The following is a 14,960-nucleotide window of genomic DNA, read 5'->3' on the forward strand; positions in this document are numbered from 1 at the left end:
TAATACACTATAACAATGAAAAAAAATCTTATAGCGATAGCTACCATTTTTATTACTTTGGTAGCTTGTAACACAAGCAACAAAATCAATACTGATGAAGCTACTACACTCATCACCGAATATTTAGAGGAAAATCCTCTCTATGAAACCGGCAAATTCAATACTAATAAACAAAAATTAGTAACCAATAAGGATAAAGAACTCATTGAGAGCATTCAGCGATTATCTGATGAGGGATTGATAGCTATCAACAATGAAAAAACACGTAAAAAGTGGTTTTCTAAGGATAGTGTATATGTGATTTCCCCTACCCTAACTGAAGAGGCTCTCCCTTATTTAGTAAAACAAAACAAAAATAGTGCTCAAGTAAAGACCATTATCTATAAACTAAATAATAAAAAAATAACTCTCGAAAAAAGTACTGAAAAAATGGCTACTTGTGTAGTAGTTTTAGATAAGGAAAAAACTCCTTTCTATAGTTTTGGAAAAGACCCCTATCCCAATAGCAACTTTATTACTCAAAAGTTTAAACTAAAATACAACGAGAAATCAGGGTGGAAAATCATAAAAAAATAAACTATGAAAAATTTTAGTATCCTTACTCTCATACAAGCTATAATGAGCCTCATTTCAGCTATCCTTATCTCTAAAATGTCGTTTATAGGTAAGATAGGGGTAAGTACTTTCTACAGCCAGTATGCAGTGTTTAAAACGTGGTGGAAAACAGCTATTTTGCTATTTATAGTACAATTTATCTTACTGTTATTTCTGCAAACTTTCCGCTCAAGAGTAAGTTCAGGATTTGCTCGTGCTTTAGCAGTTTTACTTGCTGTTATAGGGGCTGTAGGGTTCTATCTCTCCTATGTAGATTTCACCACTACTTCTCATAAGATGATGAAATTCAGTTTTCATTTTGGATTTTATCTCTTTTGGATAGCGTGGCTCATTACTTGTGGTTATTTTCTTTTAGCCAAGGAAGCAAAGCAAACGATCCCCCCCCAAGAAGAAGTGTTATAGCAAATTGTGAAGTCCAAACAAGCCATCCAAAAGCAGTACCTATAGGAGTTGGAACTCCAAAGAGAAATAATACTTCTGCTATAAAAAATGGGTAAGCTCCAAATCCTGCATTGGTAAAAGTCATAGCAAAACTACCTATGACAAAAGCTGTAAGTACGTTTGGTAAACTTATATTAGTAGTTTCCGGCAAGGCGAAAAAAGGAATATAAAACATTAAAAAGTACATTGCCCATATAAATAATGTATGTACCAAAAAAATCCAACGATGGCGTATTTTCAACACTGAAAATACGCCTTCTTTTATACCGTTTAAAAACGTCTTCACTTTTATAAAAAACTTGCGTTCTGAAGTATATATAAGATATAAGAAAATCACAAATGATAGTCCTCCTATTAGCAAGATCCATAAGAGTTTTTCAAACGGAATTTTAGAAAGTATAAAGTTGCTTATCACCTCAAATTGCAATACAAAAGCTGTAGCGGTAAACAAAAATAACAAGAGTAAATCAATCACACGTTCAGAGATAATCGTTCCAAATGATTTTTCAAAAGGCACTCCATCATAATTGCTTACTAATAAAGCTCGTGATACTTCACCTGAGCGCGGTATGGTTACATTTACTAAATACCCCATAAACACTGCCATTATTCGATGTAATAAAGAAGTTTTATACCCCATTGGTCTAAACATCAATTCCCAACGAACTGCTCGCGATACATCTGCTAAGAATCCTAAAAACACAGCTAAAATTATATAAAAATAATCAGCAACAAGAAATGTTTTTTTTATCTCTGTAAATTGTTCTTCAGTAAATTGCTGATAAGCATACCAACATAAAAACCCTCCCACAAGTAGTGGAAGGGTAATCTTTAACCATTTTTTCATTCCAAAAGATTTGTTTGTTCGTTAGGGAAGATTATAGAGGGCTTAAAGTTTTTTGCTTCTTCAAAGTCCATTAAAGCATACGAGATAATAATTACTATATCTCCTCTTTGTACCCTACGAGCCGCAGGTCCATTTAGTACAATAGCTCCTGAATTTCGTTTCCCTTTGATGATATAAGTATCAAAACGTTCCCCATTATTCACATTTACTATTGATACTTTTTCACCTTCTATCATTCCTGCAGCCTCTACCAAAGCTTCATCTATGGTAATGCTACCTATGTAATCTAAATCTGCCCCTGTAACTTTCACACGGTGAATTTTAGATTTCAATACTTCTATTTGCATTTTTATTGTATTAAAAAACGCGGCAAAAGTAGGAATAATTTGTCAATTAGCCAATTTGTCAAATTATCATTTTGTTAATTTATTAATTTTAAAATTCCAAAAAAACTGATTATGAGCAACATACAAAACTTCTTTATATTATTCTTTTTATTTTATTGCATAACAATTGTATATATCAAAAAAAACATTTACCTTTGCTTCTGTTAAAACTAAAAAAACAAATACAATGAGTGTATTAGTCAACAAAAATTCTAAAATTATTGTACAAGGCTTTACTGGTAGTGAAGGGACTTTTCACGCCGAACAAATGATTGCTTATGGCACTAACATTGTAGGTGGTATAACCCCTAATAAAGGCGGACAAACGCACTTAGGCAAGCCTGTATTCAATACAGTTGCTGATGCCGTAAAAGCTACAGCTGCTGATGTTTCCATCATTTTCGTACCTCCTGCCTTTGCTGCTGACGCTATTATGGAAGCTGCTGATGCTGGTATCAAAGTGATTATCACTATTACTGAAGGCATTCCAGTTGCCGATATGGTAAAAGTAGCTGCCTACATCAAAAATCGTGAGTGCCGTTTGGTAGGTCCTAACTGTCCTGGAGTCATTACTCCTGAGGAAGCAAAAGTAGGTATTATGCCTGGCTTTATCTTCAAAAAGGGAAATGTAGGTATTGTTTCTAAATCGGGAACTCTTACCTATGAGGCAGCCGATCAAATTGTACGTCAAGGTTTAGGTATTACTACTGCTATCGGTATAGGTGGTGACCCTATCATCGGGACTACTACTAAAGAAGCTGTAGAACTACTGATGAACGACCCTGAAACTCATTGTATTGTAATGATAGGTGAGATAGGAGGCCAGTTAGAACCAGAAGCAGCTCGTTGGATCAAAGCTAATGGCAACCAAAAACCTGTAGTGAGCTTTATAGCAGGTGAAACAGCACCTAAAGGGCGTACTATGGGGCACGCTGGAGCTATTGTAGGTGGTGCCGATGATACTGCCGAAGCTAAAAAACGTATCTTGAGAGAATGCGGTATCCACGTAGTCGATTCACCTGCTAAAATAGGTGAAAAAGTAGCTGAAATACTCAAAAAATAGAAATACTCAAACTGTTTAATAACTGTCTAAAAAGGTTTCCTATATACACTTTTTAGACAGTTTTTTTGTGCTATTTTTGATTAACTCATTCAATATTTGTACTTTTGCGCCCCGAAAAGTAAAACATTACATTACAATGAAAAAACTAATATCTATTGTTTTGATTTCTACAATTATATCTTTCTTCAACAACCTTTTTGGTCAAAAAAAACTACTTGATACTGATGTATTCCGAAAAAACCCTTCTGAGGTAACTTCTTTTGAAGAAGCTCAAAAAGAAGCTGAAAAAATATTGCAATACCTCATACAAGAAGAATTAATTCCTGGAGCTTCTATTACAGTTACCAAACAAGGAAAAACAATATGGCAAGGTGGATATGGCTATGCCGATATTTCTAAAAAAATGCCTATCGACCCTAAAACTACAATTTTTAGGGTGGCAAGTATGTCTAAAGCTATTACTGGGGTAATTTTAGCGCGTTTGCAAGAACAGAAAAAATTCGATTGGAATATGTCTCTCTACGAATATATTCCTGATTTCCCTAAAAAGCCTTTTGATTTTACTATAAAACAATTAGCAGGACACTTAGCAGGAATTCGCTCCTACAAAGCTAATGAATATACACTCAACAAGCCTTATACTATAGCACAAGGAGTTGATTTGTTTAAGGATGATATCTTACAATCTGCCCCTGGCACAAAGTTCTTGTATAGCAGTTATGGCATCAACCTTATTTCATTAGCTATTGAAAAATGTCTCAACAAAAAGTTTGAAGATGTAGCCAAAGAAGAAGTTTTTAAACCTCTAAATATGTGGCGTACTTTCCCCGATAGAGGTAAAATTATTCAAGATGAAGCTATTCCTTACACACGTAGTAAAAAAGGATTGGATAAAGCTACCGATGTGAATAACTATTTCAAGCTTGCGGGCGGTGGTTTTCTTTCTACATCCAATGATATAGCAAAAATGGGTACAGCTATAGAACGCCATAACTTTCTTTCTCAACCTATCGAAAACGAAATGCTTAAAAAACAATGTACCATAGACGATACTGAAATAAGTTATGGTATTGGCTGGCAAGTCCAACGCGATTGGAACGGACGTGATTATTTTGGTCATACAGGTATGGGGGTAGGAGGATTTGGCTGGTTATCAGTATATCCTAATGAAGAAGTTGTAATAGTAATGCTCTTCAATGTAACCGACCCACAAATTAGTATCTATTTGCAGCGTCTCACCGATTTTATTTTAGAAGGAGCTGAACATATCCCTTCTATTTATGAATAAGCATTTTACTTTTTTATTCTGTGATTTTTCTTACCTTTTTCCTAAAAAATATTTCACAATGAAACAACTATTTTTCACATTTATTTTTTTGCTTTGCTCTTATGTGGTAAAAGCTCAAGAGAACGTACAAGTTTACAATCAAGTTATCAAGACTTTAGAAATACCTAAAGACAAGATAGATAAAGACTTGTATACCGAAAAGGTATTGCCTTATGACACAGATAAAAAGGTTATGGTATTTCCTATAGAAAAAGGGCGACCAGAGGATTCGGATACATGGTGTTATGATGCTTATATTGTTATTTATAGTATAGGGCAACAAAAAATAATTCATTTATATAAAGGGAATGATGAATGGTGTACTTCCACCCCTATAGAGATAAAAAGTATTACGATTGATACAGCTTTGTTTATTCTGTCAGAAGGAGTGAGGGCTTTTGGAATTAGAGTATGGGGAAGTAATTATGACATCAGAGTATTTCCTCGTCAGGAAGAGCATTTTAGTTTGTTTCTTCCAGAGAATAAAATACTTAGGAAGGTACTTAACAATTATAAATTAGCAGAATTTACAGCAGACTGGGACACTTGTACAGGAAGTTCATTTGATAAAGAATCTATGTTTATAATGGAAAAGAAGAAAACAAATGGTTATTTTGACATTAAAAATAGGAAGACTTTTGTAGTAAGAGAAGGGGAAGCCGATTGTGAAGGGGAAAGGATAGTAAACAAAGGAACAGAAACCGTATTTTTGAGATACAATGGTAAGGAATATAAAGAAGAATAAACTTTTGTTATTTAGGTATTAAAATAAAAATATCTTTTTTTCGCTTGTTTTCTTAAATTATATTATTACCTTTGCAACTTATAACATTTAACACTAAAAAGTAAATAAAAAATGAATAAATCTGTTTATGTCATTGCTGCAAATACCCATAGTGGTAAGTCAGTAGTGAGTTTGGGAGTCTTGCAAATGATTATGCGCAACACTGCCAAGGTAGGTTACTTTAGACCTATTGTAGAAAGTAAATCTAAAAAAGATACTTTCATCGAAACTGTTTTAGAACATTTTAAACTCGATATGAGTTATGATGAAGCCTATGCCTACACACGTCAAGAGGTTATCGCTCTTAAAAACGAAGGTAATATAGGCGAAGTGTATGATACTATCATCAAAAAATACAAAGCCTTAGAAAGTAAGTTTGACTTTGTATTAGTCGATAGTTCAAGTGCCGTAGACGATAGCTATTTCGATGCAAACTTCAACGCTTCAGTAGCTCAAAGCCTCAACATTCCTGCATTGGTAGTACTTAAAGACAATTTTACTTCAGAAGATGAACTCGCTAACCAAGTACAAGCTACCCTAAACAATTTTATAGAAAAAGATGTTCGCGTACTCAGCGTGTTTGTAAACAAAGCTACTAATGCTACTGCTGCTACTATCAACCATTTAGAACAGCGCTTCAACGATACTACTTTTACCATTATTCCGCGCAAAGAAGAACTCTCTCGCCCTACCATTCGCGAGATTGCTAACGCTCTCAATGCCGAATTCCTTTACAAAGGTGATAATATCGACGTTATTACCAAACGAACTATCGTAGGAGCTATGCAGTTATCTAACTATTTAGCCAAGCTAAACGAAGATACTTTAGCAGTACTCCCCATCGACCGTATCGACCTCATAGCTGGATCTTTAGTAGCTAACTATTCTAACTTCTCTAATATTAAAGGAGTAGTACTCTATGGTGATTTAACACTCAATGCTTCTATGAGTAAGATTTTCGATGGTATCCAAAAGAATATCCCTATAATGGTAGCTAAAACCGATACTTTTGAAACTGCTAATATCATTGGTAATACTCAAGCACATATCTACCCTGAAAATACTGAAAAGGTAAAAATGCTACTTCAGCTATTTGATGAAAATGTAGATGCCGAAAAACTCAACAATAGTATTGCTTCTTTCAAATCAGAAACTATTACCCCTCGTATGTTCCAATACAATATGGTACAAAAAGCTCGTGCAGGACAAAAACATATTGTATTACCAGAGGGTACTGACGATCGTATTCTTACTGCAGCCTCACAATTGGCTGAAGACGAACTCGTTTACCTCACTATCTTGGGAGAACCCGAAGCTATTAAAACACGCGCTAAGAACATTTTAGGCTTGAAATGGAATGAGGATCGTATCAATATCATCAATCCTGCTGAGAGTGAAAAATACGAGGCGTATGCTGAAAAACTATACGAATTGCGCAAGAGCAAAGGATTAGAGCTTTCGCAAGCTAAAGATTTAATGCTTGATGCTTCTTATTTCGGTACAATGATGGTATTCCTCGGTGATGCCGATGGTATGGTATCAGGAGCTGTAAATACAACCGCTCACACTATCCGTCCATCTTTACAATTCGTAAAAACTAAACCAGGAGTAAACACAGTGTCATCAGTATTCTTTATGTTGTTGCACGACCGCGTATTGGTATATGGAGACTGTGCTGTAGTGCCAAACCCTACTGCTGAACAGTTGGCTGACATAGCTATCAGCTCTGCCGACTCTGCTATTGCCTTTGGTATTGAACCTAAAGTAGCTCTCCTCTCCTACTCTTCTGGTAACTCAGGTAGTGGTGCCGATGTTGATAAAGTGCGAGAAGCAACCGCACTTGTAAAAGAACGTCGTCCTGAACTACTCGTAGAAGGACCTATACAATATGACGCTGCGGTAGACCCTAAAGTAGGTAAACAAAAGATGCCAAATTCACCTGTGGCAGGACAAGCTAATGTACTTATCTTCCCTGATCTTAACACCGGTAATAACACCTATAAAGCAGTACAACGCGAAACAGGTGGTCTGGCTATAGGACCTATGTTACAAGGATTGAAAAAACCTGTAAACGACCTCAGTCGTGGCGCTCTTATTCCTGATATCTACAACACTGTACTTATCACAGCAATACAATCAGAATTTTAGCCTCACCTACCTCCTCTCCAAAGGAGGGGAAAACTTACAACTAATAACAAAAGACTAAAATGGAAATATTAATCATTAATTCAGGGAGTTCATCTCTCAAATATCAGCTTATTGACTCTAAAACAGGAGAATCAAAAGCAAAAGGAATTGTAGACCGCATCAATATCGACGGTAGCTATGTGAAATATGTAGCTGTGAAGAACGGCGAGGAAGTAGAAGTGAAGAAAGAGCAACCTATCCCTACTCACGAAGTGGGTATGAATTTAGTAGCAGAACTTCTTACAGACCCCAAAGTAGGTGTTATCCACAACCCCAGTGATATCAAAGGGGTAGGGCATCGTGTAGTACACGGAGGTGAGAAATTCGTTCAACCTACTGTAATTACCGATGAAGTAGTAGCCGAAATCAAACGCCTCATTCCGCTATCACCTTTGCACAACCCAGGACATTTAGAAGGGATACGTGTAGCACAAAAACTTTTTGACAAAGCTACTCACGTAGCCGTATTTGATACTGCTTTCCATCAAACAATGCCCGCCAAAGCCTTCCGCTATGCCATTCCTAATGAATACTATGAAAAATACGGATTGCGCGCTTATGGATTCCACGGCACCAGTCATAAATATGTAGATGCTCAAGCTCGTAAACACCTCAACAACCCACATATCAAAAATATTACCATTCACTTGGGTAATGGGGCGAGTATGGCTGCTGTAAATGAGGAAGGTAAATGTGTAGATACTTCTATGGGACTTACCCCTCTAGATGGACTCATTATGGGAACACGCACCGGACAGATTGATGCTTCAGTTGCTTTCTTCTTGGGGCAAGAATTGGGTATGAGCTATGAGGAAGTGAAAACACTCTTTAACAAGAAGAGTGGTATGCTTGGACTTACAGGACACTCTGATGCTCGTGATGTAGCAGCTCTATATCGTTCAGGTGATGCCAATGCAGCCCTTTGCTATGAGATGTATGGCTACCGCATTCAGAAGTTTATAGGTGCTTATTCAGCAGCTCTAAATGGCTTAGATAGTATTGTGTTTACTGCTGGTTTAGGGGAAAATGATGCCCTTACCCGTTCATTTGCTTGTAAGAATATGGAATTCTTTGGAATAAAACTTGATGAGAAGAAAAACGAAGAGCTCAACCATCCTACTAAACCTGTAGAGATTCAAGCCGCTGATAGCCGCGTGAAGATACTTATCATCCCTACTAATGAAGAATTGCAAATAGTAAATGAGATAGTAGATTTAGTAAAATAGCAAATCATTAGACTATACTTTGCCAAAGATACAAACTTGATAATTTGTATCTTTGGCTTTTTTATAAATAGTTCCTTTTTTAAGGAGCTTTGGTAACTCTATCAATTACGTTTTCGTTAGAGAGTATAATTAAAAGGTCATCCTTATTGAGTTTAACATTGGGGTCAGGAGTAACATTCATTTTGCCATTAGAGTGTTTTACTGCCAAAATATTTATCTCATATTTGTGCCTTAAATTAAGTTCCATCAACGATTTTCCTACATAACTTTTAGGTACTTTTACTTCATAGATAAAATAATCTTCAGCAAATTTAAAATATTCTATAATAGTAGGTCGCAAAACGGAATAAGCTACTTTTTCTCCCATCAATTCTTCAGGAAATACTACTTGTGTAGCACCAATTTTATACAATACCTTTTCTTGGGTGTGATTCACAGCTTTACAAATCACATTTTTTACCCCCATTTCTCTCAACTGCAAGGTAATAAGTATACTTGCCTGAATATTATCTCCTACGCTCACAAAAGCAGTATCAAAATCATCGCGCACTACTTTTTTAAGAGCTATTTCATCTGTAGCATCTAGAATGATTGCTTCCTCTATAATTCCCTCATTGAGAGCCTGCTTGATTACGCCTTCACGCGAATCTATTGCCAATACTGTAGCTTTGTTTTTATAGAGCGTTTTAGCTACTGATTTGCCAAACTCTCCTAATCCAATGACTAAAAAATTCTTCATAATCTATCCTATTAAAATATTTTCTTTGGGATATTTGTAATTTCCTTCTGCTCGTGGTCTTGAAAGGGCAAGCATAATAGTGAGAGGTCCTACCCTACCAAGAAACATCGTAAAAATCAATATTAATTTAGAAAAAGTACACAACTCTGGAGTTATTCCAGTTGAAAGTCCACAAGTACTAAATGCCGAAATAAGCTCAAAAGCTATTTTAGTAAATTCTATGTTAGGTTCTAAAGCTGTAAGTATAATAATTGTTGTTAGTACATACATCATTGCTATAAAAACAAGAGCTGAAGCTTTGTTAAAAAGTTTCCAAGAAATACGCCTTTTAGAAAATTCAATATAATTCTTGTTAAACAACGCTGTTTTTATACCTAAAAACAAGATACCAATAGTAGTAGTTTTCACCCCAGAGCCTGTGGAATTAGGCGAGGCTCCTATAAACATAAAAGTTACGCAAAAAAGAATAGTAGCACTACTCAAATGTTCTAACGGAATAGTATCAAAACCTGCTGTACGCAAACTCACCGAATGAAAAAAACTAATAAGTAAACGATTGAAAGTACTCTTACCATATAAAGTGTAATAATTGTTATATTCCAAAGTAAAAAACAAAAAAGTCCCCGCTACAAGCAAAATAATTGTAGTAATAATCGAAAACTGTGAGTTGATATCCAACCTCCGACGTTTTTTGCGCAAATATTCATACGATTGAATAATAGTAGTAAAACCTAAACCTCCAAAAATAATAAGAAAAGCAATCACTCCATTTACAAAAATATTATAAGTATAGCCCTCAAAACTATTAGGAAACAATGAAATACCAGCATTACAAAATGCCGAAACCGAGTGAAATACTGCCATAAACAATGCCTGTCCAAAGGAATAGTCTTGAATAAATAAACAAAATAAAAACACTGCTCCTACTGCCTCAAAAAGTAAAGTAATAAGCACTACACGCTTAGTAATAGCATAAATATCGTAGGTCTTGTTGTGATTAAGTCCTTCGGCAACCAAGCGTTTAGTATAAAAACCAATACGTTTGGCAATAAGTAATACCAAAACAGAAGAAATAGTAAGTACTCCCAATCCTCCAAACTGAATGAGAATTAACAAAATAAGTTTCCCCCAGATAGTAAATGTAGCCCCTATATTTATTACCGATAGTCCTGTAACAGTTACTGCTGAAGTAGCTGTAAAAAAAGCCTCTAAAAAGGATAAGTCTTTTTCGGGTATATGTGCAAAAGGCATCATCAGCAATAAGGCTCCTAATACTATCAAAGCAAAGAAGGAAAGCATTATTAGCGTATAAGGGGATATTCTTTTTAACATCTGTTACAATTATTAACGTAGCGTTTCTGTATTTTCAGCGGACAAAAGTACAAAAAATTATCTTATCTAAAAAAAACTATCTTTCTCATACCATCTCATCATAAGGAATACAAATATCAAACCCCTTAGATAAAAAATAATTCGGTGTATCTTCAGTTTCAGAAATAGCTAATACAAAATCACCCCCCCAAGCTCCTAAACTCTTTACTGTACCTTTATAATCAGGGAAAAGACGTTCTTTCACTGTAGGAATCCCCAGATACTCACTAATGAGCATTTCGTGTTCATTGAGTATAGCACAAAAATCGGTTATGGTATATACTAATAAAAGGCGTTCTGTAAGGCGTGTAATGCTTTCAGCAAGTTTGCGTTTGCTTTTACTTACTGAGCGATAGCGTGCAATACCTTCTCGGCTATTTTGTTTTTGGTTGAGATAAACAAAGTAAATTTGAGGGGTATGAGGAAAAAGAAAACGCAAGGGGTAACTATGCGGTTTGTCCTCTTGAAGACGATATAATAAAGGTGTTTGGCTCTTAGCACAAGCAATATCATAACCACTACCACCAAAACTCTTAAAAAGAAGTTCGTACGGATTTACCGCTGCCCATTGGGCTATATTATTGATAAGTGTAGAAGATGTTCCTAATCCCCACAAACGAGGAAATTCTAAATGCGTCTGCACTTGTGAATGTATCCATTTGTCTTTAAAATCAGGATTGAGTTCTGCAGCTGTAGTGAGTATTTTTTGTAGAGTTTGAGCCACTTTCTGGTCATCATCTGTTGTAAGCACAGCACTATCAAACCACAAATTACCATTGCTATCAAAGGCTTGCCAGCGTCCTTGCTCATTATTTTCAGTCACTTCTAATGTTTGTCCTTTTCGGGTAGGAAGAGCAAAAGCAAGTGCCCCATCAAGCACTGCGTATTCACCTGTGATAAGCAATTTACCATTGCTATGAAAAGAATAAGTTTGTGTTACTCTCATATTTTTTATATCTTTGCACTCTGAAAGTACAAAAGTAATAATTATTTACAGATAAAAAGTAGAACAATGAAAAAAATAAAACAACTTTTATGCTCCTTTATCATCGCAATTCCTATGTTTATTCAAGCGCAATCTATACGAGTAAACATTGCCACTTTCGATGGTAACGAACTTAATATCAACTCAGTTGATGAATTGACAAAAGCTAACTTTGCTAATTTCAAAGAAGTAAAGATTTATAGTAACGACCAAGTACAATTAGATGAAAATTTGCTAAAAAAACTACTCACCGAGGCAAAACAATTAGAATATTTAGAAATAAAAGAAGTGAGCATCCCTACTTTTCCTGAATTGAGTGCTGAAAATAAATCACTAAAAACATTAGTATTACGCCTCAATAATCTCACTAAACTCCCCGAAAATATTGGTCATTTTTCTGCTCTACAAACTATAGATATCTACAATCCTATTACTGAAATTCCTAATTCTTTCATCAACTTACAACAATTAGAAAATTTAAAGTTTGAGGGAGCTGAACTAATTGTTTTCCCTGAACAAGTATTTGCCTTGTCTAAATTAAAATCACTCATCATTAGTCAGTTCGACACTAAAAATAAAATCAAAACTCTTCCTGATAATTTCGACAAATTGCCTTTGCTCGAAGAACTATCTTTGCGCAATGCTGCACTTACTGAAGTTCCTGCTTCTATAGGACGTTTACAACACTTGGAAAACGTATATTTCAATGCAAACAATCTTACAAAATTACCTCAAGCATTAGCTGAAAATTCTCATTTAACTTATGTAAATATCAATAACAACCCACTTGATTTTAAACAATTTATAAAATCTGTAGAAAAAGTACAATGGAAAGGGGTTTTGTATATAAACAACCGTAATTTTACTACCCAACAATATGAAGAAGTAGAAAAACGCCTACCTAAAATAACCGTATTCTACAATGAAAAAGAAGAATAATACCCTAAAAAAACATCTCAATTTTTATGAAAGATAAACTGATAAAAGTAGGTATTTCCATTGGTGATATGAATGGAATAGGGCTTGAGATTATCCTCAAAACCTTTGAAGACCACCAAATATTGGAATTGTGTACCCCTATTATTTTTGCTTCTAATAAATTAGTTTCTTTCCAAAAGAAACATTTCAATACAATGGCTAATTTTCAAGGTATCGATAGTGTAGATGCCGCCATTGAAGGTAAACTAAATGTACTCAACTGCTGGAAAGAAACTCCTACAGTTACCTTTGGTCAGGAAACTGAAGAAGGTGGAAAATATGCTTTCCTATCGTTACAAGCTGCTGTAGAAGCTCTTAAAAATAACGAAATTGATGTATTAGTAACTGCTCCTATCAATAAAAACAACATCCAATCAGATAATTTTCACTTCCCTGGTCACACTGATTACTTAGCTAAAGAACTCAATGGTACCAGCCTAATGTTTATGGTAAGTGAAGACTTAAAGGTAGGATTACTTACAGATCACGTGCCTCTAAAAAACGTATCCTCTCTCATTACCGAATCACTCATTATGGAGAAAGCTCGTTTGATGAATGAATCTCTCATCAAAGATTTCCGCTTGCAACGCCCTAAAATAGCTGTATTAGGTATCAATCCTCATTGTGGAGACAAAGGGGTTATTGGCAATGAAGATGATGAAGTGCTACGTCCTGCCTTAAAAAAACTGTATTTCGATGAAAATATATTAGTTTTTGGTCCTTTTGCTGCCGATAGTTTCTTTGGTTCTCAAACTTATCGCAACTACGATGCTATACTTGCTCCTTATCACGACCAAGGGCTTATAGCTTTCAAAACCATTGCTTTTGGCAGTGGTGTGAACTACACAGCTGGACTTAGCAAAGTACGCACTTCCCCCGATCACGGTACTGCTTACGAGATAGCAGGTAAGGGTATTGCCGAACCTGAGTCATTCCGCCACGCTATTTACACTGCCTTAGATGTATTCAGAAATCGGGAAGAATATGCCGAGCTAACTAAAAACCCTCTGAAAGTACGTACTTTAGAAGCTGATAAAGATAAATAATTACAATATGAATATCAAAAAGTTAGGAGCTATAGACATAGGGTCTAATGGGGTGAGATTGCTCATCTCTAACGTTTTAGAAGAACCTAATGAAGCTCCAAAATTCACCAAAGCGAGCTTAGTGCGTGTGCCTATCCGTTTGGGAGCTGATGTGTTTTTAGATGGACTTATCTCTCCTGAAAATACTGATAGATTAGCTGATGCTATGCAAGCCTTTAGCTTGCTGATGAAAATAAATCAAGTAGAAAATTATCGCGCTTGTGCTACTTCGGCAATGCGTGAATCTACTAATGGACAAGAAGTAGCCGATGAGGTTTATAAACGCACTGGCGTACGCATTGAAATTATAGATGGCGCTGAAGAGGCGAGCATCATTGCTTCTACCGATATTTCAAGTTTGATACAAAAAGATAAAGATTATCTGTATATAGATGTGGGAGGAGGTAGTACTGAGTTCACTGTTTTTTCTAAAGGAAAAGTAAAAAAATCGCGTTCATTCCCTATTGGTACAGTGCGTTTATTAGATAACAAGGTGAGCAACAAAACGTGGGAAGATGTTGAAAAATGGATAAAAAAATACACTAAAGATTGTGAACATATAGAAGCCATAGGCTCTGGCGGAAATATCAATAAAATCCATAAGAACTCTAATAGTAAAGAAGGTGAACCTCTTAGCTATCAGTATCTCACCGATTATCACAACTATGTTTCTGGTTTTTCTTATGAAGAACGCATTAGGCTCTTAGGATTCAATCCCGATCGCGCCGACGTAATCCTCTATGCTCTCACTGTATTCACTAATGCAATGAAATGGTCGGGAGCTGAGATTGTTCACGTACCTCGTATTGGTCTCGCCGATGGTATCGTAAGGACTATTTACAACAAAGAAAACAACGTTATAAAATAAGCTCAAAATAATTATATTTATCTTATTATCAGTAGTTTGTAAATTTAACTACTCTGTA

General features: G+C 35.5%; 15 protein-coding genes. 10 read left to right on the plus strand and 5 right to left on the minus strand.

What is annotated here, in order from left to right; translation table 11 throughout:
• Positions 1-15: 15 nt before the first annotated feature.
• A complete protein-coding gene (locus tag CGC57_RS01120) occupies positions 16-576 on the plus strand; it encodes a hypothetical protein (RefSeq protein ID WP_095897619.1) in 561 nt (186 codons plus the stop codon).
• Positions 577-579: 3 nt separating this feature from the next.
• Positions 580-1,017 carry a hypothetical protein gene (locus tag CGC57_RS01125; RefSeq protein WP_095897620.1) on the plus strand — a complete coding sequence of 146 codons (438 nt, stop codon included), beginning with the start codon at positions 580-582 and terminating at the stop codon, positions 1,015-1,017.
• Here the strand turns inward: CGC57_RS01125 and CGC57_RS01130 are convergent.
• Entirely contained in the window at positions 947-1,903 is a 957-nt protein-coding gene (locus CGC57_RS01130) for a lysylphosphatidylglycerol synthase transmembrane domain-containing protein (protein WP_095897621.1), read from the minus strand. The two genes, CGC57_RS01125 and CGC57_RS01130, sit on opposite strands and share 71 nt — an antisense overlap.
• Positions 1,900-2,250, minus strand: a complete 351-nt coding sequence (gene panD / locus CGC57_RS01135; protein WP_095897622.1) for an aspartate 1-decarboxylase — start codon at positions 2,248-2,250, stop codon at positions 1,900-1,902. Before panD ends, CGC57_RS01130 begins: the two co-directional genes overlap by 4 nt.
• 226 nt (positions 2,251-2,476) lie before the next feature.
• Between panD and sucD the strand changes: the two genes are divergently transcribed.
• The 5 genes from sucD (at position 2,477) to CGC57_RS01160 (ending at position 8,876) form a co-directional block, all read left to right on the plus strand.
• Positions 2,477-3,352, plus strand: coding sequence for a succinate--CoA ligase subunit alpha (gene sucD, locus CGC57_RS01140; protein ID WP_095897623.1), 876 nt, complete (start codon positions 2,477-2,479; stop codon positions 3,350-3,352).
• A 136-nt stretch (positions 3,353-3,488) separates the two neighbouring features.
• A complete protein-coding gene (locus CGC57_RS01145; RefSeq protein WP_095897624.1) occupies positions 3,489-4,640 on the plus strand; it encodes a serine hydrolase domain-containing protein in 1,152 nt (383 codons plus the stop codon).
• 58 nt (positions 4,641-4,698) lie between these two features.
• Positions 4,699-5,424: a PA3715 family protein gene (locus CGC57_RS01150; RefSeq protein ID WP_095899437.1), complete on the plus strand. Its 726-nt coding sequence runs from the start codon at positions 4,699-4,701 to the stop codon at positions 5,422-5,424.
• Between the two features lie 111 nt (positions 5,425-5,535).
• Positions 5,536-7,611, plus strand: a complete 2,076-nt coding sequence (pta, locus tag CGC57_RS01155) for a phosphate acetyltransferase (protein ID WP_095897625.1) — start codon at positions 5,536-5,538, stop codon at positions 7,609-7,611.
• Between the two features lie 59 nt (positions 7,612-7,670).
• Positions 7,671-8,876 (plus strand): acetate/propionate family kinase, encoded by a 1,206-nt coding sequence (locus CGC57_RS01160; RefSeq protein ID WP_002679127.1) that lies wholly within the window; start codon positions 7,671-7,673, stop codon positions 8,874-8,876.
• A 79-nt stretch (positions 8,877-8,955) separates the two neighbouring features.
• On the opposite strand, the gene CGC57_RS01165 is transcribed toward CGC57_RS01160, so the two are convergent.
• The 3 genes from CGC57_RS01165 to CGC57_RS01175 all read right to left on the minus strand — a co-directional run bounded on the left by CGC57_RS01165 (position 8,956) and on the right by CGC57_RS01175 (position 11,932).
• The gene (locus CGC57_RS01165) at positions 8,956-9,615 is read right to left on the minus strand and encodes a potassium channel family protein (RefSeq protein ID WP_002678988.1); all 660 of its coding nucleotides are present in this window, start codon (positions 9,613-9,615) and stop codon (positions 8,956-8,958) included.
• A 3-nt stretch (positions 9,616-9,618) separates the two neighbouring features.
• Positions 9,619-10,947, minus strand: a complete 1,329-nt coding sequence (locus CGC57_RS01170) for a TrkH family potassium uptake protein (protein WP_095897626.1) — start codon at positions 10,945-10,947, stop codon at positions 9,619-9,621.
• Positions 10,948-11,032: 85 nt separating this feature from the next.
• Complete coding sequence (locus CGC57_RS01175; RefSeq protein WP_095897627.1) at positions 11,033-11,932, minus strand: GYDIA family GHMP kinase; 900 nt, start codon at positions 11,930-11,932, stop codon at positions 11,033-11,035.
• A gap of 66 nt (positions 11,933-11,998) precedes the next feature.
• On the opposite strand from CGC57_RS01175, the gene CGC57_RS01180 reads away from it, so the two are divergent.
• The 3 genes from CGC57_RS01180 to CGC57_RS01190 are packed head-to-tail and all read left to right on the plus strand — an operon-like array spanning position 11,999 to position 14,902.
• Positions 11,999-12,910 carry a leucine-rich repeat domain-containing protein gene (locus CGC57_RS01180; RefSeq protein WP_095897628.1) on the plus strand — a complete coding sequence of 304 codons (912 nt, stop codon included), beginning with the start codon at positions 11,999-12,001 and terminating at the stop codon, positions 12,908-12,910.
• 26 nt (positions 12,911-12,936) lie between these two features.
• Entirely contained in the window at positions 12,937-13,995 is a 1,059-nt protein-coding gene (gene pdxA / locus CGC57_RS01185; protein WP_095897629.1) for a 4-hydroxythreonine-4-phosphate dehydrogenase PdxA, read from the plus strand.
• Positions 13,996-14,002: 7 nt separating this feature from the next.
• The gene (locus CGC57_RS01190) at positions 14,003-14,902 is read left to right on the plus strand and encodes a Ppx/GppA phosphatase family protein (RefSeq protein WP_095897630.1); all 900 of its coding nucleotides are present in this window, start codon (positions 14,003-14,005) and stop codon (positions 14,900-14,902) included.
• Positions 14,903-14,960: the final 58 nt, after the last annotated feature.

Origin of the sequence: Capnocytophaga sputigena (assembly GCF_002302495.1) — a bacterium.
Classification (GTDB): domain Bacteria; phylum Bacteroidota; class Bacteroidia; order Flavobacteriales; family Flavobacteriaceae; genus Capnocytophaga; species Capnocytophaga sputigena.